The following is a 24,254-nucleotide window of genomic DNA, read 5'->3' on the forward strand; positions in this document are numbered from 1 at the left end:
ACTTTGGCCAACTCGACGGCGGAGGCGGGCCGGAACGAGTAAGCGGCCCCAGTTCAGGTCACCTGGTTAGTCCAGCGGGACCGTCCAATGCAGGCGGGTGCCCCGGGGTTCGGCGTGGGTCAGTGTGACTGTGCCGCCGCGGCATTCGGCTCGTTCCCGCAGGTTCGCCAGCCCGCTGTGCACCGCGTCGGCCGGGATGCCCACCCCGTTGTCGGTGACCTCCACGACCAGCTCCGCCCCCGCCTCCACCCGCACCAGCACCTCGGTCGCGCCCGCGTGCCGGACGGTGTTGCTCAGCGCCTCGCGCAGCACCGCGTCCACCTCGGGCGCCAGGTCCGGTGGGACCAGGGTGTCGATGGCGCCGGAGAGGCGGACGGCGGCGGCGAGGGGGGTTTGGCCGGTGACCTCGGCGACGGTGTCCAGCAGGCGGCGGCGCAGGCTGGTGGGGGTGGCGGTGGGTGGGGTGTGCAGGTCGAAGATGGAGGTGCGGATCTCGCGGACGGTCTGGTCGAGTTGTTCGACCGCTTCCTGCAGGCGGGCGCGGGCCAGGTCGTCGCCTGCCAGGTGCATGGTGCCCTGCAGGGTCAGCCCGGTGGAGTACAGGCGCTGGATGACGTGGTCGTGCAGGTCTCTGGCGATGCGGTCGCGGTCGGCGAAGATGTCCAGCTGGCGTTGGGTGCGGTGTTTTTCCGCCAACTCCAGGGCCAGGGATGCCTGGTTGGCGAAGGAGGCCAGGACCGGGACCTGGTCGGGCAGGAAGGCGGCGCGCTCGCGGTGGCGGGCGGCCAGCAACAGGCCGGTGGCCCCGCCCTCGGCGCCCAGTGGGACGGCTAGAGACGACGTGAGGTCGTGGGTGCGGGCGATGCCTTCCAGCACTGGATCCGTGGCCGCGGACAGGTCGGGGATGAGCACCGGGGTGGTGGCGGTGTACCGGGCGATCGGGCTGGACACGGACCGGTCCAGGATGTCCGCGGCGCCGGTGCCCATCGCGGCGGCGACCACGTAGCCCTCGGCGGGCTCGTCGGGGGTGAGCAGGATCAGGGCCAGGTCGGCGGCGGAGAGTTCCAGGGTGCGCTGGGCGATCAGGCGCAGCGCGTCCTGGGCCGAACAGCCGGACAGCAGCGCGGTGGTGATCTCGCTGGTGGCCTCCAGCCAGCGCTGCCGCCTGCGGGCCTGTTCGAACAGCCGGGCGTTGTCCACCGCCACGCCCGCCGCCGCGGCTAGGGCCTGCAGCACCACCTCGTCCTCGGCGGTGAACTCGGCGCCGTCGCGTTTCTCGGTCAGGTACAGGTTGCCGAAGACCTCGTCGCGGACCCGGATCGGCGCGCCCAGGAACCGGCGCATCGGCGGGTGGTTGAGCGGAAAACCCACGCAGGAGGGGTGGGCGGTCAGGTCGGCCAGGCGCAGTACGTGCGGGTCCTCGCTGAGCGAGCCGAGCAAACCCTTGCCTTCGGGCAGGTGGCCCATGGCGGCGCGGGTGTCCTCGTCGATGCCGATGTAGATGAACTGGCTGAGTTCGTCGGTGGTGCCGAGCACGCCGAGGGCGCCGTACTGGGCGTCGACCAGTTCGGTGGCGGCCAGCACGATGCGGCGCAGCGTGGAGTCCAGTTCCAGTCCCGAACCCACCGCCATCACGGCATCCAGCAGGCCCTGTAATCGATCCCGGGTTTTGACGATCTCGGTGAGCCGGTCCTGCACCTCGCTGAGCAGCTCGTCGAGCCGTAGGCCCGCGGTCACCGGCGTGCTGCCGGCCGGCCGTGGATTGCCGTGCTGCGGACGCATCTTGGGGGCTCCGTGGCGGTGTGGCGGTCAGTGGTCAGTCTGACAGAGTGTCACGGCTTGTCACGCGGAGGAATCGGGGAGATCACCCCTAACCGTAGTGCCGTTCTTTTGTGACACAGACAGCACCAGGGACCTTGGACCGTGTTGGCGGCCCGACCGGCGCGGCACCGTGGGGGCCCGGTGCACAGCGGGAGGCGGGTGGCGATGGCGGATCCGGCGAGACCGGCCGGGCTCAGTTCGGCCGAGGTGGCGTTGCTGCGGGCCGGGCACCGGCCGCGGGAACCGTCGCTGGTGGCGCGATTCCTGGGGGTGCTGTGTGGTCCGCCCGCGCTGATGCTGGTGCTGTCCGGGCTGTTCGACCTGCTGGGCTGGCGGCAGACCGGCAGCGGCCTGCTCACCCTGGCCGCCGCGGTGCTGCTGGCCGGCTGGTCGGCCGGGGTTGCCGCGCACGCCCTGGCCGCGCCGGCGCGGCAGGCGACCGCGATGCGGGACGGCCGGGCGCAACCGGTTGCGGTGGAGGACCTGGTACGCGGGGATTTGCTGGTGCTGGCGCCCGGAGACATCCTGTCAGCCGATCTGTCCATTGTGGACGATCAAGGTCTGGTGCTCGACGGCGGACCGGTGGCCGGGGCGGTGGTGCTGGCCGGATCGGGGCTGGGACGGGTGCGTGCGCTGCCAACCAGCCAAACTCTGGTGGACCCGTTACCGGCGGCGTTGCGGCTGCTGGCGGTGGCTGCCGCGCTGACCGCGGTCCTGCTCACCGCGTTGCTCAGCCTGCGCGCGCCGGGGGAGTGGCCGCACTGGCTGGTGCTGGGCGCGGTGCTGCTCGCCGCCGTGTGCGCGGTCCGCCCGGCCACGGTGACCGCGCTGGCCCGGACCGCGGCGGCCCGGCGGATGGCGACCGCCGGTGCGGTGGTGCGGGATCCCCTGGCGGTGGACGCCCTGGCCCGGTTGTCCGTGCTCTGCTTGGACGGCGACGGCCTGGCCTGCGCCGGCACGCCCAAGTTGTCCGCGGTGATCCCGGCGCCGGGACACGAGCTGACCGGGCTGTGGCTGGCGGTGCTGCGCGTCCTCGGCGCCGAGGAGGAGGGCCCGGCCGAGCACGCGGTGCTGCGGACAGCGGCGGGTGCGGTCGAGCAGACGTTGCCGCCGGTGGGCTTCTTGCTGCACCGGCGGCAGGCGGACTACGGGCAGATCGCCGCACACCGGCTGGGCCGGGCCACCGTGGTCACCGTGCTCGGCGACCCGGACGCGATGCTGCCGCACTGTGCCCCGGACGAGCGGTTCGCGCTGGCCGTGGCCGAGCTGACCAAGGGCGGGCACCGGGTGCTGGTGCTCGCCCAGGCCAGGTCACAGTCCACAGTGGACATCGAGGGCGAAGGGCCGCCGCCGGGGCTGGAAGTGGTGGGACTGCTGGGCATCACCAACCCGGCCCGGCCGGCCTGGCCGACGGCCGAACTGCGCCGCAGCGGCGTGCGGGTGGTGCCGGTCGGCGCAGCGTCCGCGGCCGTCGATCTTGTCGCGACGCACCGCGCGGCGGGCGAGGTGGTCGCCGTGGTCAGCGACCGGCTCACCTTCGCCCGCGCCTTGCTGGCCGCCGACCTGGGCATCGCCACCGGTGGCCGGGCGGCGAATGTGCTGGTGCCGGGGGATCGGCCGGGCGCGCTGCCCGCCGCGATCAGGCACAGCCGCCGGGCGGCCCGCAACCGGCACGCCGCCCTGAGCTACCTGGCCGCCGCCGGACTCGGCCTGCTGCTCACCGTGCTCGGCGCGACCCTGCTGCTGCCGGCCCCGCCGGTGCACCCGGTGCACCTGGCCTGGCTGGCCCTGGCCGCCGGGGTGCTGCCCGCGACCGCATTGGCCGTGGACCACCCGCCCGGCGACCCGCTGTACCAAGCCCCGCAACGGTTCCGGCTACTGCCCGCGCTGCCCGACGCCATCCTGCTGGCAGCGTTGTCCTTGCTGTGCGCGACTCTCGGCGATCCGGCCGACGCCCGGACCCGGCTGGTGCTGGCTCTGCTCGCCGGTCAGCTCGCCCTGGCCCTGGTGTGCCGCGGCGAACGCTGGCCGCTGGAATCCGGCTGGACCGGCGCCCGCCGCACCCCGCTGCTGCTGGTCGGCACCCTGGGAGTTTCCCTTGCCCTGACGGCGGTCCCGGTACTGCGGACCGCCGTCGGACTCACCTGGATCGGCCTGGACGGCCTGGGCCTGGTGCTGCTCACCGGCCTGCTGGCGCTGGCCGGGACCGCGCTGACCCGGCGGCTGCGCTGACCCTCAGACGTCCGCGTGCCAGTGCACGCCCAGGGTGCCGCGCTTGGCTTCCCGGTTGGACGCCTCCACGCCGACCCAGCCGTGCAGCACCCCGTCGTCGTCGATGATCTGCAACTGCGGCTTGACGTGCGATCCCCCGTCGTAGCAGTCGGAGCCGGTGGCGCGCAGGCAGGTGCAGTGGTGCTCGTAGTAGTTCTTCCGCCCGCCCTCCGAGGCCAGGTAGTACCGGATCGCCCTGGTCTCACCGGGTTTGCAGGCGGAGCAGGCTTCCGGGGAGCCGACAGGCAGGCCCGCGCTGAGGCAGTCGCCGTTGCACTGCTTCCAGGCCGTCGAGGTCAGGTCCATGATCGAGGTGCCGGTGTCGGTCTCGATCTTGCCGGTCTTCACCACGTAGGTGATGGAGTTCTGCCGGCCCAGGTACTTGTGCCGCGGGACCTTGTTCAGCGGCACAAAGGTGTCGTGCGGGGCGTTGCTGCCGTAGCCCTGGCCGACGGTGGCGCCGTAGCTGGAACTCCGCAGGCCGATCGAGCTGAGCTTCGCGGTCGGCTTGCCCACCGCCCAGGTCTCGGTCATCCCGCCATCCCAGGTGATCACCACCTGGGTGCCGTCGTTGGTGTAGGTGCCGTTGAGCGACTTGGTCAGCGCACCGGCCTGGAACCCGCCGGAGGTGTGGATCTCGCAGGCCTTGCCCACGCAGCCCGCCGAGGTCGGCTTGATGTTGGCGTGCGGGTAGCCGGTGCCCCAGTCCCAGAACCAGAACGACTCGGTCACCGTGCCGTTGCCGTTGAAGTAGTACATGGCCAGCCGGGCGAAGGACTGCTTCCCGGTGCTGTCCGGGTGGATACCGCCGATGGTGACCGCGTAGATCCGCTTGCCACCGGGGTAGTCCACCGCCTGTGCCGTCCCTGGCGCGGTCGCCGCGGTCGCGGTGAACACCAGCGTGAGCGCCAGCAGCAGCCGCCAGCAAGCCCCGAACATCCGCTTCATCGCATGATCCGTTCATCGAAGTGTCAGTGACTTTCCATGATTCGCCCATTGCTGGGCGAAGGTCCCCGTCTTGCCCAGGCGGGGACCGCCCGGAGCGGGGTGGACGCTTCACAGCCACCTGCCAAGCCAGGCTTGGTCTGACGGTCGGCTCCACATCCGTTTCGCGTCTCCGGGCCACTCCCGGCGACGTGCCGCTTCACCAGCGCGGCGAGGTTGCGTGCGGCATTGACATCCCGGTCGAGGACCAGACCGCAATGCTCACAGAGGTAGGTACGCACCCGAAGCGGCAGTTTGGGTTTCACTGCCTGACAACCGGAACACGTCTTGGAACTGGGAAACCACCGATCCGCCACAGTCAAGCACCCGCCGTGCCAGATCGTCTTGTAGACGAGCTGGCGGCGGATCTCACCAAACCCGGCATCGGCAAGCGCGCGGGCAAGCCTGCGGTTGCCCACCATTCCCGCCACGTTGAGGTCTTCCACCACAACTATGCCGTACTCACGAGCCAAGCTGGTCGTGAGCTTGTGAATCGCATCCCGGCGCAGATTCCCGATGCGGTGGTGGACACGATTGCGCCGGAGATTCGCTCGCTCCCATCGCTTCGACGGTCGCGTCCCGGTACGCCGATCTGGGCCGTGACGTCGCGAAACCGTGCGGGACAGGCGAGCGAGCCTGCGTCGAGCGGTGTCGTAGTGCCTCGGGTTCTCCACCGGAGCGCGGCCGTCGGAGAACACCGCGAGGGTCTTCACACCGAGATCCACCCCGATCACCGTCTTCGGCCGCCTCGGGGCGCTCACACTGCGCTGGACCTCGACGGTGAAGGAGCAGAACCAGCGGCCGGCCTCCCGGCGAACCCTCGCAGAGATGATTCTGGCGGTGCCGTCGGTGATCCGGCGGTGCAGTTTACGGGTGGACTCGTGGGTTTTGATCGTGCCAAGCATGGGCAGTGTGACGTGCTTGCGGTCGGGTTCCAGCCGGATCGCCCCGGTGGTGAACCGGCACGACGAATTGGCCTTCCGTTTCGACTTGAAGCGCGGGAAACCCACACGTGGTCCCCTCCGCTTGCCGCGCTTGGAGTCCGACCAGGTCCGCAGCGCGTGGGCGAGCTGGTCGAAGCCGGTCGCGTAGGCCTCTTTCGAGCATTCAGCCCACCACGGGGCGACCTCGGCCTTGACGGTGTTCCACCTCTTGCGCAGCGAGTACATCGACCAGCTCACCGGCGGCGTCAATGCCTCTTCGGTGATGGCGTAGGAACGCTCAGCAGCACGCTGCGCGAGGTTGGCCTTGACCAGCGCGAGGCCCCAGTTGAACGCGACTCGGGCTGCCCCGCAATGCCGTACCAGCGCACCGACCTGACGCGGAGTCGGGTCCAGGGCAAAACGGTAGGCATGGATGACCGTCAAAGTCATTCAGCTACCCCGCCTACCGCGTTCCACAACGATCACGGTAGTGGCGGAGGGAGACAGATTCCGGTGCGACTTGCGCCGTCACCCGTTCGAGCTGGGCTCTGACCTCGATGTGCCTCCTACGGGGCTGACACTTGCCAAGGTGTCATGCAGCAGTCGGCAGTTATACCAGTGAAATCCGGGCAACCTACCACCGCGAGCGGGTCAGAACAGCCGGGCGAACCGGGCCGCCGCCGGGGGTTCCACCTGACGGGCGACCCCGCCCACCGTCCACGCGGTGACCTGCCCCGCCGGGCCGGGGGTGACCTCGCCGATGACGGTGGCCTGGGCGCCGCCGGGTTCGGCGCGCATGGCCGCGAGCACCCGCTCGGCCGCGGCCGGGCGCAGCAACGCGACCAGGCAGCCCGCGCAGGGCAGTTCCCACGGGTCGGCCTCGAAGACCTTGCCCGCCGCGACGACCTCCACCGGCACCGGCACCGCCGCCTCGAACAACTCGATGCCCACCCCCGCCGCGCCGGCCAGCCCGGTGAGCGCGCCGGCGAGTCCGCCGCGGGCGGGATCGCGCAGCGCGTGCACCCCGCCGCCGCCGGCCGCGGTCATCGCGGCCACCAGGCGGTGCAGGGGACGGGTGTCGGAGCGGATGGAGACGGCCAGGCCCAGTTCATCGCGGGCGTCCAGCATGGCCGCCCCGTGCAGGCCGATCGGCCCGGACAGCACCACCACATCGCCGGGCAGCCCTCGGCCCGCGGTGGGCGGCGCGTTGGTCAGGGTCACGCCGAGACCGGTCGCGGTGAGCTGGAGTCCGTCCACCGCGCCCCTGGGCACGATCTTGGTGTCGCCGGTGACCACCGGCACCCCGGCATCCTGCGCGGCCTTGGCCGCCGAGACGCTCACCCGGTGCAGTTCCGGTTCGGGCAGGCCCTCCTCGACCACGTAGGCCAGGCCCAGCGCGACGGGTTCGGCCCCGCGCATGGCCAGGTTGTTGATGGTGCCGTGCACCGCGAGCGAACCCAGGTCGCCGCCGGGGAAGAACCGGGGCGCGGCCACGTAGGCGTCCACGCTCAGCGCCACCGGCCCGGCGCTCACCGGGAACACCGCGGCGTCCTGCGGTGGTTTGGGCAGGCCCGGCTCGGCGCGCACCGTCTCGTCCAGCAGCCGGGCCAGCGCGAGTCCGCCGTCCTGGTCGAGCATGATCCGGGGGGTTGTTTCTGGCGGGTTCACAAGGGCCTCCACTGGTCGGCAGGCGTACAGCGTGACCACCGCGTCCGGGCCGGATCAGTGCCGAAAGACCCTGGCCGCCAAGGACTCACGCGCTGTGCCGGTGGCCGGAGAGCAGTTCGATGCCGATCCGCAGGTAGTGCGGGCGCGCCCCGGACGGTTCCGCGCACCGGTCCAGCGCGGTCACCGCGGTGCCGGGCAACGGATCCCGCACTACCCGCACCCGGCCCAGCGCCACCACGCTCCAGCCTGCGCAGTGCGTGCCGGTGAAGTGGTCGGCCTCGAAGGCCACCACCGCACCCCGCACCGCCTTGGCCAGCCTGCCTTCCGGGGCGGTGCGCAGGATGATTCCGCCGTCGCACAGCACAAAACGCACCGGCAGGATCGCCGGCAGCGCCTGCTCGGTGAACACGATCCGGCCGATCCGCGCGATACCCAGCAGGTGCAGGCATTCCCGCTCGGACAGCTCCCACAGCCTGCTGGCCTCGAACATCACACCTCGTCTCGCCGCGCGACCCCGCCAGCCAGCCTGCGGCGCGCCCCGGCCCGCCCAGCAGGGCCTAAGGTCCCGGCCGGACCGCCGAAAGACCCGGTGCGGCAAGGCATCCGGCCTTATTCGGCGGCCAGCCGGGCCGTGGCGACCACGGCTTGTCCATAGCTGAGCCCGCCGTCGTTGACCGGCGCCAGCGACCCGACGCACGCCTGGTAGCCACCCTCGGCGAGCAGGTCCAGCAGGGTTTCGGTGAGCAGCCGGTTCTGGAACACCGAGCCGCTGAGGCAGATCCGCCACACCCCGGTGCGGCGGGCGGCCTTGGCCAGCATGGCCGCGCTGACCTCGGCGATCGTGCTGTGGAAGCGGGCGGCGACCTCGCCGGGCGAGCAGTGCTGGGCCTGGGCGAGCACCGCGCGCAGGGTCGGCACCGGATCGACCACGTGCAGCTCGTCCCGGCGGACCAGCCGCCAGGGCAGGGCGGGGGCCCGGCCGTAGCGGGCGGCGGCGTGTTCCAGGTGCAGCATCGCCTCGCCGGGGTAGCCGTTCTCGTCCCGGATGCCGAGCAGGCTGGCCACCGCGTCGAAGAGCCGGGCCACGCTGGAGGTCACCGGACCCGGTCGTTCCCGCACCATCCGGCGCACCGCGGCCAGCCGTCCGGGCGGGAACCGGGATAGGAAGTTCTTGGTCAGCGGCATGCTCGGCCGGGCGGAACCGAGTGCCTCGCTGCCGGTGAGGTAGCCCAGGGCCATCTGCGCCGGGTAGCGCACCGCGCTGGGCCCGCCGGGCAGTGGCGCGTGGCCGAAGCGGCCCAGCCGCCGGTAGCCGGTGTAGTCGCACAGCAGCAGTTCGCCGCCCCACAGTGTGCCGTCATCGCCCAGCGCCAGCTCGTCGTAGGCCAGGCCGAGGAACGGCGCGCGGACCCGGTGTTCGGCGGCGGTGGCGGCCAGGTGCGCGTGGTGGTGCTGCACCGCGATCCGGCGGGCAGACGGGCGGCGCAGGGCGTGCAGGGTGGAGGGGTGCCGGGGGTGCAGATCGTGCGCGAACACCTTGGGCGCCACGCCGAACTGGTGGCAGAGCAGCTCGGCCGAACGGTGCAGCGCGGTGAACGGCGGCATCGCTTCCAGGGCCCCGTGATGCGGGCCGAGCACCGCCGACTCGCCCAGCCCCAGGCACACGGTGTGGTCGGAGCGCGAGCCGAGCGCGAGCACCGGTTCCGGCGCGAGATAGGGCAGTGGCAACGGCTCCGGGGTGTGCCCGCGCCCGCGCCGCAACAGCATTGGCCGCCGCCGCACCAGCCGCAGCACCGAATCGTCCTGGCCCAGCGCGATCGGCAGGTCGTGGCTGAGCACCCCGGCGCACCGCGGCCCCAGCTCCCGCACCGCGGTCTCCTCCTCGGTGATCGCGCCCTGCCCCTCCCGCCGGCCCGCGGTGAGCACCAGCGGCCGCCCCAACTCGGCCAGCAACAGGTGCTGCAACGGACTTTGCGGCAGGGTCAGCCCGATCTCCGGCAGCTCCGGCGCCACGGCCGCGGCGAACCCGTCCTCCGCGCCGCGCCGCAGCAACACCGTCGGCCGGCGCGGCGAGTACAGCAGCAACGCGGCCTCCGGCGGCACGATCGCACTGCGCCGCGCCGCCGCCAGATCGGCCACCAGCACCGCGAACGGCTTGGCGGGCCGCCCTTTCGCCATCCGCAACGCGCGCACCGGTTCTTCCCGGTCGGCCACGCACAGCAGCTGATATCCGGCCACGCCCTTGACCGCCACGATCCCGCCGCGCCGCAGCACCCGCACCGCGGTGGCCAGCGGATCGCCAGTCTCGTTGCCATGCCAGGACAATCGCGGCCCGCAGTCCGGGCAGCCGAGCGAGGGACAGCGGCGCCTGCGACTGTCCGGATCGGTGTACTCCCCGGCGCAGGCCGGGCACAGCACGAACCGCGCGGTGGTGGCGTGGTCGCGGTCGCCGGGCACCCGTTCGGCGATGGCGGCCCGTGGCCCGCAGTCCGCGCAGCTGATGAACGGGTAGCGGTGGCGCCGGTCGGCCGGGTCGAACAGTTCGCGCAGGCAGTCCCGGCAGGGCGCCAGGTCGGCCGGGATCGAGTGCCTGGGGTCGTTGTCATCGAGGTGAAAGGCCGCGGCGGTCATGGGCGGACAGGCTGACAGCAACCCGGGCCGCACAGCAGGGTCGAAGGTCCCGGGCCGGTCAGTCCCGCTGCCAGGTCAGCCCGCTGAACAGGAAAGTGCCCCCGGTGATCGGGGATGGCGGCACCTTGACCACCGTCAACCGGGCGAGCCTGCCCTCGCGGGTTCTGGCGCACAGGTTGCTGCCCGTCCGCAGTTCGGCGAACTCGACCCGGGTCACCCAGTTCTGGGCGAGCCGGCAGCGTTCCCAGTCCGGCGGGTCGGTGCCCGGCATGACCGCGAATTGCGCCCCCAGCGCGGCGGAGATTCCGGTCTGGTCCATGTTCAGATCGCCGGAGCGGTCGTGTTGCTGCCGCCAGTAGTCCATCCACACCGAGTCCTCGGTGGGCAGGGCCGCGAGCCCGACCGTGCGCTGCTCGGCGACCGGCGGACTCTGGGTCCGGATCTCGTGTAGACGCACCGTATTGTCGGCGTTGCCGATCGGGCCCCGGACGCCGACGAAGGCCCCGGCCAGCCTGCTCTGGTGCAGGTCCGCGCCGCGGAGGTTCGTGCCCACCAGGTAGGCGTTGGTGAGATCGGCGTCCCGCAGCTGGGCACCGGTGAGATTCGCGCCGCGCAGCACGGCATCGCGCAGGTTGACCCCGTCCAGCCGGGCCTGCCCGAGGTGGGCCTGGGACAGTTCCGCCCCGGCCAGGCAGGCCCCACGCCAGTCGATCCGGGCGTACTGGTCGCGCCCGGCGTCCCGGCGGCCGAGCACGGTGAGCGCGGTCTGCACATCGGCGGCGGGCCGTGGGCCACGGCAGGTGTCGCGCGGGGCGTGCTCGCGGACGTAGGCCGAGAGCACCTCCACGATCGTCGCGTGATCCCGCGCCGAATCCCGGGCCAGCCGTTCCAGCGCGTAGAGGCCGCCCATCCGGATCGCGGGCTTGTCCGAGCCGAGCTGTTCGACCGCCTTGCCGAACCGGTCGGTGTACTGCCCCTGCTCGATCAGCCCGAGTTGTCCCCTGGTCGCGCGCAACGACTCGGCGGTGAACCACAGCGCCGCCACCGTGGCCAGCGAGGTGAGCAGCGCGGTCACCTTCAGCCACCCGTCCCAGCTGAACATCCCGACCGCTCGGCGCCACCCGCGCGGCGCGGGTCTGCGCAGTCCGGCCACCCGGCGGCGCGGCTTCCCTGAGTTGCCCACGCCTGCTCGTCGTCAGCCGGCCGGCGGCGGTTAGCCCCGGCCCCGAACCGAGACCAAACGGAGAGGGCCCTTCGACTCTGCCCAGCCCGCCGCCGGCCCGGCAGGCTGGATCGTCCCGCTGGAAGGAGATCAAATGTCCGGGCCTGCCGCACGGATTGTCGTCGGGATCGACGGCTCCGAGTCCGCGCTCAACGCGGTGCTGTGGGCGGCCAGGGAATGCCTGCGCCAGGACGGGGTGCTGCGCCTGGTCTTCGCCTTCCACCTGCCCGACTGGGGTCTGCCGGAACTCGACGGCACAGTGGCCGAGGTGCGGGCCAGCCTGCGCAGACACGCCGCCGACTGCCTGGCCGAGGCAGCAGAGGTGGCCAGGACGGTGTCCGCGGAGGTGCCGGTGGAACAGCGGGTGCGGGAGCAGAGCGCGGCGGCGGCGCTGATCGAGGAGTCCGGCCGGGCCCGGCTGCTGGTGGTGGGTTCGCGCGGGCTGGGCGGGTTCGCCGGGCTGTTGCTGGGATCCACGGCACTGGCGTTGAGCACGCACGCGCGCTCGCCGGTGGTGGTGGTCCGCGGCTGCGTGCCGGAGCACGGGCGGGTGGTGGTCGGCGCGGACGGCTCGCTGCCCGGTGAGCGGGCCATCGGTTTCGCCTTCGCCGCGGCCGCCCGCCGGGGTGCGCCGGTGGTGGCAGTGCTGGCCTGGGCGGACGCGGTGCTGGACCAGGATCCGATGCCCGCGGACTGGACCGGACTGGCCGAGGAACACCACGCACTGCTGGGCCAGCGGCTGACGGACTGGACGGAGCGCTACCCGGAGGTGCGGGTGCAGCGGGTAGTGGTCCGGGACCGGCCGGTGCGGGCGTTGCTGCGGGCAGCCGCGGACGCGCAACTGCTGGTGGTCGGCGCCCGCGGCCTGGGCGGATTCGCCGGACTGCTGCTCGGCTCCACCAGCCGATCACTGCTGCTGCACGCACCCTGCCCGACAGTGGTCCTCCGCCCGGCCGAGCCCGGCTGAGCGGCTCAGTGCGCGGCCCGCAGCACCGCCTGCGGCGTGCCCCCGCCCAGCGCCATCGCCCGCGCCAGCAATGCCCTGGCCCGCCAGACCATCCGCCCGGACCCGAGCAGTTCGGCCCGCACCCCACTGGTCTCCGCCGCCAGCAACACCGCAGCCACGGCTTCACCGGTGGCCAGCCGCGCCGCCCGCCGATCCGGGTTCACCGTGGTCAGCGCCAGCAGCGTGTCCAGCCCGACGTCGAGGTCGGTCAACGAATGCAACGCCACCCCATACCGGCCCGCGATGGTGATCAGCGTGTGCAGCAACGTCGGCGACATCGCCCGTGTACTCCCGTCCCTGGCGGCCAGCCGGGTCAGCGCAGCCGTGGCCAGCACCACCGCGTCGGTGGTCGGCTCCCGCTGGTCCAGGATCTCGACGGTGGCCACCCGGTTGGGCGCCAACGGATCCGGGAACCGGGTGACCACGGTGACCCAGCCCTGCGCGGCGAGGGAGATCTGCGCGTAGTGCAGACCCGCGCCACAGCCGATCAGGTTGCTCTCGGCGTGCAGGTGCAGGGCGGAATCACTGACCCGCCACTGCCAGCTACGGCGTCCGGGCGAGGGCGCGCTGTTGGCCAGTTCGACCGCGTTGAGCAGGGCGGACGTACGCGGGAACTCCGTGCTCATCAAGCGCTCCGTGGCGGCCGGGAACGGTGGCATCCCCTCCACGCTGCCAGGGTCGCGGGTGCCCGGACAGGGACGAAAGTCCTAGGTCTAGACCAGCTGGGTCACTCGGTCCATTGCGGACGGTTCAGGGGGCGGTGCAGGGCCGCTCGGCGGGGACGTTCAGGTGGGTCAGCATGGCGCGTTCAGGCTCGGTGAAGTCCCTGTTGTTGTGCGCGCACAACACTGTTCGCCACAACTCCGGCTCCAGTCGCACCGACCGCCGCCCGGCCGCGGTGAGATCGATCAGCTCATCGCCGGTCAGTAGCCAGGGGTCACTGTCGCGGTCACTGGTGAAGGTGCCCATCAGCTTGGCCGTGGCCACATCCCAGAGCTTGGCGGTGTGGCCGTGGATCCCGCCCCCGGCGGTGATCACCTTGCCGCCGGGGGCCGGGCCGAGCAGGCGGACCGATGATCCGACCGCGATCGGTCTGCCCCGTTCGCGTAGCGGATTCAGCTCCCAGGACCGGATCGTGTTGTCCGCGGTGAGCACTAGCACCCCTGGCGGATCGGCGGTGAAGTGGACCATCTCGGACCTGGCACTGGTCTGGCCGAGGATGCCGATCCGTTTGCGCTGGTCCAAGTGCCACAGCTCGACGTCGCCGCTGCGTTGGATCACCGCCACCTCGGCCGGATTGCCCGGCTGAGCCGCCAGCATCGCCCCGGAATTGGCGTGTGGCGGTTCGGTGCGGTGGGGCTGTGGGGAGATGGGCTCGCCGACCTGTTTGCCGTCGGCCAGCACCCACCGGCTGAGCTTGTCCGCGTGCAGGACGACAACCTGCCCGTTCCCCAGGTCGCGCAGGCTGCTCTCCCACGGCAGGAGCCGGGTACTGTCCGGGGGCTTGGGCAGTTCGATCCGCCGTTCCACCGCGAGCGTGGGTACCGAGTAGATCACCAGCGTGTTGTCCTCGATGGTCAGCAGCCGCTTGTTGTCGGCGGTGAACTCGATCGAGTTGCCCTGGATGGCGAAGTCCCGCTTGGCCGACCCTGCGGTGCTGCTGAGGACGGTCCCGGTCCGGGCACGCAGGAAGACCCGGCCGGAGAGGTCGTAGCTGACGGCGAATTCCCCGTCGTGGCTGCGGACGGTGTTCACCGAGGGCACGGGGGGCGCCGGATCCTGGCCGGGTTGCCGGTACAGCAGGTTTCGCGCGCCGAACAGCACCGTGGGACGCCCGTCCGCACCGGGGAACACCGAGACCTTGTGCAGGAGCCTCTCCATCACCTCGATGTCGTTGGACAGACTCAGTGCCGGGATGGTGAGCCGGTGGTAGGCGCCGGTGCGCAGGTTGGCGACCCCGAGACCCTGATGCGACTCGTCCGTCTCGGCGTTGCCTGGGAACAGCGCATAGTTCGTGGTGCTGTCCAGTTTGAGGGTGAGATCAAAGCAGCTGGGCACCGGGAACTCGCCGCGCAGCGCGCCGGTGGCGATCTCGCGCACCCGCAGCTTCGTGTCGTCCGCGCACTCGACCAGCGCAGCGCCGTTCTCCCCAATCAAACCCAGCGAGTTGGCCACGTGCGACTGCCGGAGCGCCCGACCGGTGTTCAGGTCGAAGCTGGTCGCACCGTCGGCCTGATACACCATCGTGTTCGGCGCGGTCCCCAGGTAGGCCACGTACCCGATCGGGTTGAGCGTGTCAGGGATCGGTAGTTGCTTTCGCTGAGGAAGATCCCACAGCTCCAAGGCCGCTGGCTTCCCGGTTCGGCTGATCAGCAGCCGGTCCTCATCAGGTGAGAAGCTGACCGAGCGCACCCCCACGCCGGGGGGCACCGGCAGTTTCGCCCGCAGCATGACCACGTCCGGACTGTCCCGCCGCCACAACAGGACCGTGCCGTCCGCGCTGGTGAAGGCCAGGGCCTTGCCGGACGGGCTGAGCTGGAACATCCCGTCGGTCGGCGGGCGATCCAGGGCGCGGGCCTGGACCGGGTGGTCGCCGTTGAGCCCAGTCCACCACGAGGGCTGACCCTCCTCGTTGACCAGTACCGTGGTGCCCCCGTCGGTACTGCTCAGCACCTGGCGCAGCTTGCCCGGCCACAGTCCCTGGAAAAGCTTGTCCACCTCCTGGTACCGCACGTACTGCTTGAACAGCGCACCCCACGCCTCGGTGGTCGGCGCGAGGTGCCAGGCAGTCTGGGCCAGTTGCAGCGCGGAGCGTGGATCGCTGCTCTGCAACGCGTCCGACTCGGCCGCCAGCGCCCGGGACTGAGCCGTCTGCAACTGCTCCTGAGTCTCCAGGTTGGCCCAGTAGGTCGTCACCGCCAGCCCACTGGCCACCAGTGCCAGCGCGGTGATCACCCCGACCAACACCCGCCGCCTCCGTCGCCTCCGCTGCGCCCGGATTCGGCTCGCCCCAACGTACTCGCGTTCGTCGGCGGTCAGTTTCGGTTGCCACTGCTCGGCTCTGGCCAACGCCAGCCCGCGCAGCAACCCGTCCTCCTCCCGGCCATCCAGCTGCCACCGCGTCAGGCTGTCCCGCAGTTGTTGCCGCCAGGACAGGAATTCCCGCTCCTCCGCCAGCCACCCCTTCAATCGCGGCCACCGGTGCAGCAGAGCCTGGTGGGCCAGTTCGACGATCTTGGCCTGGCCGTCCACCACGACCAACCGGCCGGTGGAAAGCTTGCCCAGCACCGGAAGCAGCTCATAGTCCACATCGGACAGTGGCATCTGGCGGCGCTGGAACCCGCTGTCGTCCGGGCGGGCCAATCCGGTCAGCAACCGTCGCGCCGCCTGCTGTTCCTCCGGACTCAGCCGCCCATAGAGCCCCTCGGCGTACCCGGCGAGCGCGCCCGCCACCCCGTCCAGCTCGCCGTAGGCCCTGTTGGTGAGTTGACCGGCCTCGCGCTGTTCCCACAGCCGGGCCAGGGTGAACTCCACCAGCGGCAAGGTGCCCGGTTCGGTGCCCGCGTCGTGCAGGATCCGGTCCACCAGGCCGTTTTCGAAGCTCACACCGTCCGCGCGGACCGCCTCGGCGAGCTGGGCGCGGGTCATCGGCGGCACGAACACCACGCCGTCGCGCACCGCGTCCGCGCTCTGGCTGGTGACCAGTTCGTCCAGGGTGCCCGAGCGCAGGGTCAGCACCAGCACCAAGGTCGGCGAGCCATCCCGTTGCCGGGGTGCGGCGCTGACCAGGTTGAACAACGCGGCAAACAGCTCGCGGGCCTGCTCCGGCGGGATCTCCTCGAACTGGTCGATCCCGATCAGCAGTCCACCCGGCCCGGCCCGCTCCAGCAACCAGGGCAACGCTTTCTCCGGCGAATCGAGCCGTTTCCCCAGCTCCTCCGCCGCCGCCAACCCGGCGTCCGGACCCAGCAACGCCAGCGCGAACGCGGTCAGCGGATCCCCGGCCAGTACCCGGAACAGCACCACGTCCATCCCGCGCCGCCGCACCCCGGGCACCACCCCGGCCCGCACCAGCGAGGACTTGCCGCTGCCCGACGGCCCGGCCACCACCACAACCGGTTGCGCCGCAACAACATCCAGCACCTGACCGGTCAGCTCCGCCCGCCCGCGGAACCCGTCGGCGTGCTCCTCGCCAAAAGGCTCCAGACCCCGGTACGGGCACACCTCCGCCGGATCCGGCGCCGCGATTCCGGGATCCGCGGCCAGCAACGCCGCCACCGGCAGCACATACGCGGTGGTGGTCCCGGCGCCGCGCTCGGCCGCCACCACCATGCCGACTACGCCGCCGGCCGCGGGGGAGTACACCGGCGAGCCGCTGAACCCCGGACCGACCCGCCGCCGCCCTGGCGCGGACTCGATCTGCACCCAGCCCGCCGCGGTGGCCGCGCGCAACTCCGCAGCCACCCACACCCCGTGTTCCAGTTCCGGCGGGAACCCGAACACCCGGACCTGCTCGCCCCAGCGCACCGGCTCGCGCGACAACCGGGAGGGCACCGCACCCGGCGGCGTGACGTCCAGCCGCAGCACCGCGATATCCGCCTCGGCCACGGCGGCGACCACCCGCGCGGACACGGTGGAATCGCCGTCCAGCAGCGGGAAATCCAGCGTGATCGAATCCTGCTCGCCCAGGACGTGCGCGCAGGTCAGCGCCAGTTCGCTGGTGACCAGGAACCCGGTCCCGGCCACTGCTCCCTCGGCGTCCAGGATCCGCACGATCGACGGTGCGTTGTCCACCCCGGCCCCCTCCCCGTGGTGACATGCTAACGCTGCGTGACAACACGGGGCAGCTCAGGTCTGGCGGCGATCTTCCGGTCGCAGCACCGCGGTGCCCCGGTCCAGGTCGATGCCCAATGGCGGCGGCGCGCCCTGTACCTGGTCCTCGCGCATCATCGACATGGACTGCCGGTGGTCCAGTTCGTCTCGCTTGGTGCCGTAGAACATCGCGGTCAGCTCGTTGACATAGGTCGCGGTCAGCGGCGTGCCACCGCGCCTGCGCCGCCGGTGCCGGATCAGCTCGTAGACCCCCACCGCGACCATCAGCAGCACCCCGCCCGGGATGGTCCACAGCATCGCGTTCTCCACACCGGACCCAACGTCGGGCCGCGCGGCCGGGTTCCCTGTCACAGGTCCAGGCACTGGCTCAGTCGAGTCGCCGAGTGCAGCATGGCCAGGCCGCGCTCGGTGAGTTTGCGCTGCCAGTCCGCCAGCGCGCGGGCCAGCGTGTCGGTGCCACCCGCGGTCCGGATCTGGTGCACCACAGTGGAAATCCGGTCCAGCGGATAGCCGCCGCGCCGCAGCAGGTGGGCCAGTTCGGCATCCCGGACGTCACTGGCGTGGAAGATCCGGTAGCCGGTCATCGGGTCGCGCGCGGGAGTCAGGATGCCCGCGTCCTCCCAGTTGCGCAGGGTCGCCGGCGTCACCTGGAGCTGGTGCGCGAGTTCGCCGACGGTCCGTGGTTCGGGGTCGGCCGACTCGGCGGGGGCGGTCTCGGCGGTCAGGTGGTCCACCGCGGTCCGCACCGCGGCCAGGGTTTCCCGGTCGCGGAGCAGCTGGGCGTGCCCGCGGTCGATGATCTTGAGCACCTGGTCGATCTCGCCCCGGTTGACCGCGTTCATCAGCTGGCCCGCGGTCGCGTGCCCGTAGGCCGGGATCAGGGCGAGGAAGGCACGCAGTGCGGCCGCGTGCGCCTCGGTGTAGACCCGGTAGCCGCTGGCGGTGCGGTCGGCAGGCGGCAGGAAGCCGTCCTGCTCGTAGTTGCGGACCGCCTGGGTCGAGATGCCGTGCTCACGCGCGAGGTCATGTGGTCGCAAGGGTTACCGCCGTTTGGAGACTTTTCCGCAGCATACAACGGTCAGCGCGGGATAAGTCTCAATAGGTCTTTCAACGATACGCTTGAACCTCATGAGTCAGGACATTCGCGACTTCGACACCGCCACCGTCGAGCTGCTGGGCTTCGGCGAGCCCACCCACCAGGAACCGGCCTTCGGACAGATCCGCAACGAACTGCTCGTCCAGCTGGCCGACCTCGGCGTCCGGTCCATCGCACTGGAGACCGACCGGGTGGCCGCGCTTGCCGTCGACGACTACGTCCAGGACGGCGCCGGCACCCTGGACGCGGCGCTGTCCGAGGGCTTCTCGCACAGTTTCGGCGAACTCGCGCCCAACCGGGACCTGGTCGCCTGGCTGCGCGAGTACAACCAGGACCGGGCGCCCGCCGACCGGATCGCCTTCCACGGCTTCGATCTCCCGACCGAGACGATGAACGCGCCCAGCCCGCTGGGTTACCTCGAACACGCCCGCGACTACCTGGGACTGGACCTCGACCTGGCGAGCCTGGCCGGTCCGGACGAGCAGTGGAGCCGCACCGAGGCCGTGCTGGACCCGGCCAGTTCCCCCGGCGCCACCCCCACCGCCGACCGGCTGCACGCGCTCGGCGACGATCTGCACACCGCGCTCTACTCCCGCGCCCCGGAACTCATCGCGACCACCTCCCAGGCGCGCTGGCACCGGGCCAGGACCCAGCTCTCCGCCGGACTCGCCCTGCTCAGCTACCACCGGCAGTGCGCCAAACCGATGGCACAGAACGCCCGAGTCTCCGCCCTGCTGGAGAACCGGGACGCGCACATGGCCCGCAACCTGCTGCACATCCGCGAGATCGAGGCCACCCGCGGCCCGACCCTGGTCTTCTCCTCCAACGCGCATCTGCAACGCAACCGGGCGAGCTGGCGACTGGGCGAGATGGACCTCAGCTGGGTGACCGCGGGCGCCATCGTCAGCTCGCTGCTGGGCGAGCGGTACACCGTGATCGTGGGCAGCCTCGGCCGCAGCGCCGCGCTCGGGCTGGGCGAACCCGAACCGGAGAGCTACGAGGGCCAGCTGCAACGCCAGTTCGCCGACTGGGGCCTGACCAAGGCCACCACGGTCGACCCGGCCCGCTGCCGCGCCGAAACAAACCCACGCCAGGGCTACTTCCCCCTCGACCAGCCCACCCTGGACGGCGCCGACCTGGTCCTGCACATCAACGCAGGCGACCCAACCACCCCACGCGCCACCCGCAGCTAGCCAGCTCCGCACCCCGCCGGCGTGTTGGCCGTTGTCGTACCCAGTCTTGGCCGAACTGGTACGACTTGGGCCAACTGGTACGCCCACTTGGGCCAACTCGGCGTACCAGTTGGGCCAACTCGGCGTCCAGAACGGCCAACACGGTGGCGGGGCGGCTTGGTTAGAGCGGTAGGTCTCGGAGCTGGGCGCGGCTGATGATGCCCAGCTTCGGGAACAGCCGGTACAGGTGCGAGCCGACCGTGCGCGGGCTCAGGAACAGGCGATCGCCGATCTCCCGGTTGCTCAGCCCGCGGGCGGCCAGCCGCGCCACCGCCAACTCCTGCGGACTGAGCACCTCGCCCGCGGCGCCCCGGGCCGGGCTGCCTGCGCCCGCCGCGCGCAATTCCGCGGCGGCCGCCTCGGCCCACGGGCGGGCGCCGAGGCGGGTGAAGGCGTCCACGGCGGTGCTCAGCGGTTGCCGGGCGCGCACCGGCTGACCGTCCCGGCGCAACCGGGCGCCCAGCTGGAGCGCGGCCCTGGCCAGCTCGAACGGGCGGTCGGCGGACTCGGCCAAGGTCAGCGCCAGCTCGTGGTCGGCGACCTCGCCGGTGGCCAGCGCGCGCACGCGCTGCACGGTCGCGCGCACCCACGGCACGTGGCGCAGCTCCGCGCCCACCCCCGCTGACTCCCGGTTCCCGACCAGGCCGTTGAGTAGTTCCGCGCGATCCAGCCGGTTCGCCGCCTCGGCCAGGTCCGGCAGCGCGTGCAGCGCGATCAGCCGGTGCGCCCGCGGCCCGTCCGGCGCGACCACCTCGATGAGCCGGTCCAGCGCCGTCGCCGGATCCCCCTCGGCCAGCGCCAGCAAGGCCAGCGCGTGCGTGGCCACCGCCGCCGCGGCCCGCTGCCGCATCGGCACCGCCAGGGCCAGCGCGCGTTCGGCGTGCTCGCGGCAGGCCGCGGCCTCGCCCCTGGCGGCGGCGTAGCGGGCCAGCAGCGCGTGCAGGTTGGCCTGCTGGCCGCGTTGCCCGGTCTCGTGGGTCAGGCGCAGACCCTCCTCGGCGGCGGCCACGCCCGCGTCCCAGTCCCCGGCCCGATAGGCCAGGTCGGCCTGCCAGAACAGCAGTTCCACCAGGGAGGCCGCCGAGCCGACCGCCCGGAGCTGGGTGCGGGCCGCCTCGGCCACGGCCAGTGCCTGCCGGGGGTCCGGGCCGAGCCAGCCGATGGCCAGCACCCACATCCAGGCCCGGCCGCCCACGGCGGGCTGGGCCGGGGCCAGCTCGGCGAGCAGTCCCCACAGGTCGCATTCGGCGTGCGGGGCCTGAGCGAGCGCCTCGCCGGCCCGCCGCACCGCGGGCGGCACGTCCAGCCCGGCGATCCGGGCGGCGGCGTCATGCGCGGCGAACACGTCGTCGGCGTGGTAGGCGCAGTTGGCGGCCAACACCAGGGTCCAGGCCGCTTCCAGGGGGTCCTTGAGCAGGTCGGCGCAGCGCTGGAGCTGCCGCCAGGCCAGGTCCGGGTCGCCGCTGTAGGCCTCGACGGTCGCGGTGAGCCGGGCCAGCACCGCGACCGGCGCGGGCTCGGCCATGATCTCGGCGGTCAGTTCGCGGGCCAGTTCGGGCTGACCGGAGTCCAGCGCGACGAACGCGGCGGCCAGCAGCCGGTCCCGGCGGCCCTCGGCGGTGCTGCTCAGGCGGGCGGCGTGCCGCAGCACCGCGGTGACCGCGGCCTCCCCGCCCCGGCCGCGCACCGATTCCGCGATCCGTTCCAGCTCACCGGCCAGTTCCTCATCCGGTTCGGTGGCCGCGACCGCGCGGTGCCACACCGCGCGCTGCCGGTCACCGCGCGCCGCGGCCTGCTCGGCCAGCGCCCGGTGCGCGGCGGCCCGTGCCGGGAAGGTGGCTTGGGCGTAGGCGACCGAGCGCACCAGCGGATGCCGGAACCGCAGCTCCGGCCCGGTGAGATCGACCAGTCCGGCCGCGCAGGCCGCGTCCAGCGCGTCGGCGGGCAGCCCGAGCCGGGGCAACGCGCCGAGCACCACGGCGGTGTGGCCGGAATCCTCGGCGGCGGCCAGCAGCAGCGCCGACCGGGACGGTTCGGGCAGGGCGTGCAGGCGGCGCTGGAAGGCGGCCCGGATGCGCGCGCCGACCGGCACCGTGCCGTGCAGCGCCAGTTCCCCGGCGACCTCGCCCGGACTGCCCAGCGCGGCCAGTTCGACCAGGGCCAGCGGGTTGCCGCCGGTGTGGCCGAGCACCGCCGCCCGCACTGGCTCCGGCGCGGGCCAGTCCAGTTCGGCCAGCAGCTCCGCGGCCGCGCCCGCGGACAGGCCGGACAGCGGCAGCTCCGCCAGATCCGCGATGTCCACAGTGGACTCATCCGGCGACCGGACGGCCAGCAGCAGGGCCAGGTTCTCCGTGCTGAGCCTGCGCGCGGCGAAGACCAGCGCGGTCGCCGAGGACCGGTCCAGCCAGTGCAGGTCGTCGACAAGCACCAGCAACGGGCGGGCCGCGGCGAGCGCGCCGAGCAGATCGAGCACCGCGGTGCACACCAGCAGTTCCGAACCCGGCGGCCCGTCCTCCTGGCTCAGCGCGTGCCGCACCGCGGTCGCGGCGGCGGGGGAGAGCGCGGACAGCGGCAGCGAGACGGGGTGCAGGAGCTGGTGCAGGCCACTGAAGGGTTGCCGCACCTCGGTTTCCACCCCGGCGCAGCGCAGCACGGTGAAGTCCGCGGCGGCCGATCCGGTGTCCCGCAGCAGGGTGCTCTTGCCGATGCCGGCTTCCCCGCGCAGCACCAGCGCCCTGGCCCGGCCCTCGCGGGCGTCCTGGAGCAGTCCGGTGAGGGCCGCGCGTTCGGCCTGCCTGCCGTGGATCACCCAGCCGACCTTAGGTGCAGTCGAATCGACTGAGGTCCGGGGGCAGTTATCCCGGCAGGGTTCCTGGTGCCGAGGCCGCGAGCACGCGGCCGGTCCGACTGGGGGGAAGTCACCGTGACCACGACTGAGCGCGCCCGCGCGACCCGGAAGCCGTGGTGGCGGCGTCCCTGGACCGTCCCGCTGCTCGCGGTCTCGGTGTTGTTCGTGCTGGTCTCACTGCCGCCGTACCTGCAACCCGACCCCGCCCAGTCGCGCACGCCGCTGCGGCCCGGCGTGGACTGGCACTTCCCGCTGCTGGCCGTGCACGTGATCTTCGGCGCCATCGCGCTGCTGACCGTGTGCTTCCAGATCTGGCCCGCGATGCGCGCCTGGTCCCTGCCGGTGCACCGCTGGCTGGGGCGGGTCTACGTCTTCGGCGGGGTGCTGCCGGCGGGACTGACCGCGCTGGTGGTGGGGGCGCTCAGCGAACGCGGGCCGCTGACCATGGCGGGCAACCTGCTCGGCGGGATCGCCTGGCTGGCCACGACCTGGACCGCCTACCTGGCCGCGCGGCGGCGGCAGTTCCGGGTGCACCGGCGCTGGATGATCCGCAGCTTCGCGCTAACCGTCTCGATCATGCTGGACCGGGTGCTCGCCGTGCCGCTGTTGCAGGTGCTGGAACCCAGGACGGCGCACGCCATCACCACCTGGGCGAGTTTCCTGACCTGCGTGCTCGTCGCCGAGTGGTGGCTGCGCCGGAGCGGGCATACTCCTCGGCGATGAAGCGGGTGACGATTCACGACGTGGCGCGGTCGGCCGGGGTGTCCCGGCAGACCGTGTCCCGCGCGCTCAACGACAAGGGCGAGATCGACGGCGGCACCAAACAACGCGTCCTGGACGCCGCCCGCACCCTCGGCTACCGGCCCAGCCGGTTCGCCAGGGGACTGGTGCGGCAGGACACCGTCACCATCGGCCTGGTCATCCCCGACCTGCGCAACCCCTTCTTCACCGAGATCGCCGCCAGCGCCCTGGAAGCGGCCAGGGCCAGGGACTGGCACGTGGTCGTGCACGACACCGCGGACAGCCCGGAGCAGGAGATCGGCACCCTGCGGGTGATCGGCTCCCAGGTGGACGCCGTGGTCGGCTACTTCAGCCAGCCCGAGGAGGAGATCGAACGGCACGTCGCCGGGCTGCCGGTGGTCTTCCTCGGCCGCGAGCACCACAACCCCCGGTTCAGCTCGATCCGCATCGACGGCGAAGCCGGCATCGCCGCCGCGGTGGACCACCTGGTCGCGGGCGGGCACACCCGGATCGGCATGCTCGACCACAACCGCCGCGCCGAACCCAGCATCCGGCAACGCTGGTTCCGCGCCGCCGCCACCAGCGCCGGACTGGTCCTGGACCCGGGCTGGATCCTCGGCGCCAACCAGTCCATCGACGGGGGAGCACTGGCCTTCGAGGCCCTGCATGCCGCCCACCCGGAGATCACCGCGCTGCTCACCTTCAACGACATCATCGCCATCGGCGCGCTGCGCCGGGCCCGCCAGCTCGGCCTGCGCATCCCGGCGGACCTGGCCCTGATCGGCTTCGACGGCCTGGAACTCGGCGCGCTGATCGAACCGCCGCTGACCAGCGTGGCCATCGACACCACCCGCCTGGGCACCCTCGCCATCGAGGACGTGGCCCGGCTGCTCGCCGGTGAGCGCGCCGCCGCCCCCGAAGACCTGGTCGTCCGGGGCGAGTTGCGGCTGCGCGGCTCGGCCTGACCTGCGACGCTGC

General features: G+C 72.3%; 17 protein-coding genes. 5 read left to right on the forward strand and 12 right to left on the reverse strand.

From position 1 onward, the window contains the following. Positions 1 to 66: 66 nt before the first annotated feature. Positions 67 to 1,782 (reverse strand): GAF domain-containing sensor histidine kinase, encoded by a 1,716-nt coding sequence (locus MZC64_RS28020; protein WP_247761766.1) that lies wholly within the window; start codon positions 1,780 to 1,782, stop codon positions 67 to 69. A gap of 204 nt (positions 1,783 to 1,986) precedes the next feature. Here MZC64_RS28020 and MZC64_RS28025 point away from each other — a divergent pair, with 204 nt between their 5' ends. Next, the gene (locus MZC64_RS28025) at positions 1,987 to 4,053 is read left to right on the forward strand and encodes a cation transporting ATPase C-terminal domain-containing protein (protein ID WP_247761765.1); all 2,067 of its coding nucleotides are present in this window, start codon (positions 1,987 to 1,989) and stop codon (positions 4,051 to 4,053) included. 3 nt (positions 4,054 to 4,056) lie between these two features. Here MZC64_RS28025 and MZC64_RS28030 read toward each other — a convergent pair whose 3' ends face one another. From MZC64_RS28030 to MZC64_RS28055, 6 genes are all read right to left on the reverse strand, one after another. Continuing rightward, positions 4,057 to 5,040: a hypothetical protein gene (locus MZC64_RS28030; RefSeq protein ID WP_247761764.1), complete on the reverse strand. Its 984-nt coding sequence runs from the start codon at positions 5,038 to 5,040 to the stop codon at positions 4,057 to 4,059. Between the two features lie 23 nt (positions 5,041 to 5,063). Then, positions 5,064 to 6,449, reverse strand: a complete 1,386-nt coding sequence (gene tnpB, locus MZC64_RS28035) for an IS607 family element RNA-guided endonuclease TnpB (RefSeq protein ID WP_247761763.1) — start codon at positions 6,447 to 6,449, stop codon at positions 5,064 to 5,066. A 201-nt stretch (positions 6,450 to 6,650) separates the two neighbouring features. Beyond that, positions 6,651 to 7,667 (reverse strand): hydrogenase expression/formation protein HypE, encoded by a 1,017-nt coding sequence (gene hypE, locus MZC64_RS28040; protein WP_247761762.1) that lies wholly within the window; start codon positions 7,665 to 7,667, stop codon positions 6,651 to 6,653. Between the two features lie 85 nt (positions 7,668 to 7,752). After that, a complete protein-coding gene (locus tag MZC64_RS28045) occupies positions 7,753 to 8,157 on the reverse strand; it encodes a pyridoxamine 5'-phosphate oxidase family protein (RefSeq protein ID WP_247761761.1) in 405 nt (134 codons plus the stop codon). 119 nt (positions 8,158 to 8,276) lie between these two features. Continuing rightward, a complete protein-coding gene (gene hypF, locus MZC64_RS28050) occupies positions 8,277 to 10,298 on the reverse strand; it encodes a carbamoyltransferase HypF (protein ID WP_247761760.1) in 2,022 nt (673 codons plus the stop codon). Positions 10,299 to 10,356: 58 nt separating this feature from the next. Further along, entirely contained in the window at positions 10,357 to 11,481 is a 1,125-nt protein-coding gene (locus MZC64_RS28055; protein WP_247761759.1) for a pentapeptide repeat-containing protein, read from the reverse strand. A 133-nt stretch (positions 11,482 to 11,614) separates the two neighbouring features. On the opposite strand from MZC64_RS28055, the gene MZC64_RS28060 reads away from it, so the two are divergent. Continuing rightward, complete coding sequence (locus MZC64_RS28060) at positions 11,615 to 12,487, forward strand: universal stress protein (protein ID WP_247761758.1); 873 nt, start codon at positions 11,615 to 11,617, stop codon at positions 12,485 to 12,487. 5 nt (positions 12,488 to 12,492) lie between these two features. Here MZC64_RS28060 and MZC64_RS28065 read toward each other — a convergent pair whose 3' ends face one another. The 4 genes from MZC64_RS28065 to MZC64_RS28080 form a co-directional block, all read right to left on the reverse strand. Then, positions 12,493 to 13,152: a hypothetical protein gene (locus tag MZC64_RS28065; protein WP_247761757.1), complete on the reverse strand. Its 660-nt coding sequence runs from the start codon at positions 13,150 to 13,152 to the stop codon at positions 12,493 to 12,495. Positions 13,153 to 13,276: 124 nt separating this feature from the next. Next, positions 13,277 to 17,320, reverse strand: coding sequence for a trypsin-like peptidase domain-containing protein (locus MZC64_RS28070; RefSeq protein ID WP_247761756.1), 4,044 nt, complete (start codon positions 17,318 to 17,320; stop codon positions 13,277 to 13,279). 54 nt (positions 17,321 to 17,374) lie between these two features. Next, positions 17,375 to 17,656 (reverse strand): DUF6191 domain-containing protein, encoded by a 282-nt coding sequence (locus tag MZC64_RS28075; protein WP_185005898.1) that lies wholly within the window; start codon positions 17,654 to 17,656, stop codon positions 17,375 to 17,377. A gap of 50 nt (positions 17,657 to 17,706) precedes the next feature. Further along, positions 17,707 to 18,396 (reverse strand): TioE family transcriptional regulator, encoded by a 690-nt coding sequence (locus tag MZC64_RS28080; RefSeq protein ID WP_247761755.1) that lies wholly within the window; start codon positions 18,394 to 18,396, stop codon positions 17,707 to 17,709. A gap of 91 nt (positions 18,397 to 18,487) precedes the next feature. Between MZC64_RS28080 and MZC64_RS28085 the strand changes: the two genes are divergently transcribed. Then, positions 18,488 to 19,648: an erythromycin esterase family protein gene (locus tag MZC64_RS28085; protein ID WP_247761754.1), complete on the forward strand. Its 1,161-nt coding sequence runs from the start codon at positions 18,488 to 18,490 to the stop codon at positions 19,646 to 19,648. 160 nt (positions 19,649 to 19,808) lie between these two features. Here MZC64_RS28085 and MZC64_RS48840 read toward each other — a convergent pair whose 3' ends face one another. Beyond that, complete coding sequence (locus MZC64_RS48840; RefSeq protein ID WP_247761753.1) at positions 19,809 to 22,496, reverse strand: AAA family ATPase; 2,688 nt, start codon at positions 22,494 to 22,496, stop codon at positions 19,809 to 19,811. 114 nt (positions 22,497 to 22,610) lie between these two features. On the opposite strand from MZC64_RS48840, the gene MZC64_RS28095 reads away from it, so the two are divergent. Together MZC64_RS28095 and MZC64_RS28100 are read left to right on the forward strand one after the other, a co-directional pair. Next, complete coding sequence (locus tag MZC64_RS28095; protein ID WP_247761752.1) at positions 22,611 to 23,258, forward strand: DUF2306 domain-containing protein; 648 nt, start codon at positions 22,611 to 22,613, stop codon at positions 23,256 to 23,258. Next, on the forward strand, positions 23,255 to 24,241 hold the full coding sequence (locus tag MZC64_RS28100; protein WP_247761751.1) for a LacI family DNA-binding transcriptional regulator: 987 nt from the start codon (positions 23,255 to 23,257) through the stop codon (positions 24,239 to 24,241). Before MZC64_RS28095 ends, MZC64_RS28100 begins: the two co-directional genes overlap by 4 nt. The last annotated feature ends 13 nt before the right edge of the window (positions 24,242 to 24,254 follow it).

This window comes from Crossiella sp. S99.2, assembly GCF_023094165.1.
Classification (GTDB): domain Bacteria; phylum Actinomycetota; class Actinomycetes; order Mycobacteriales; family Pseudonocardiaceae; genus Crossiella.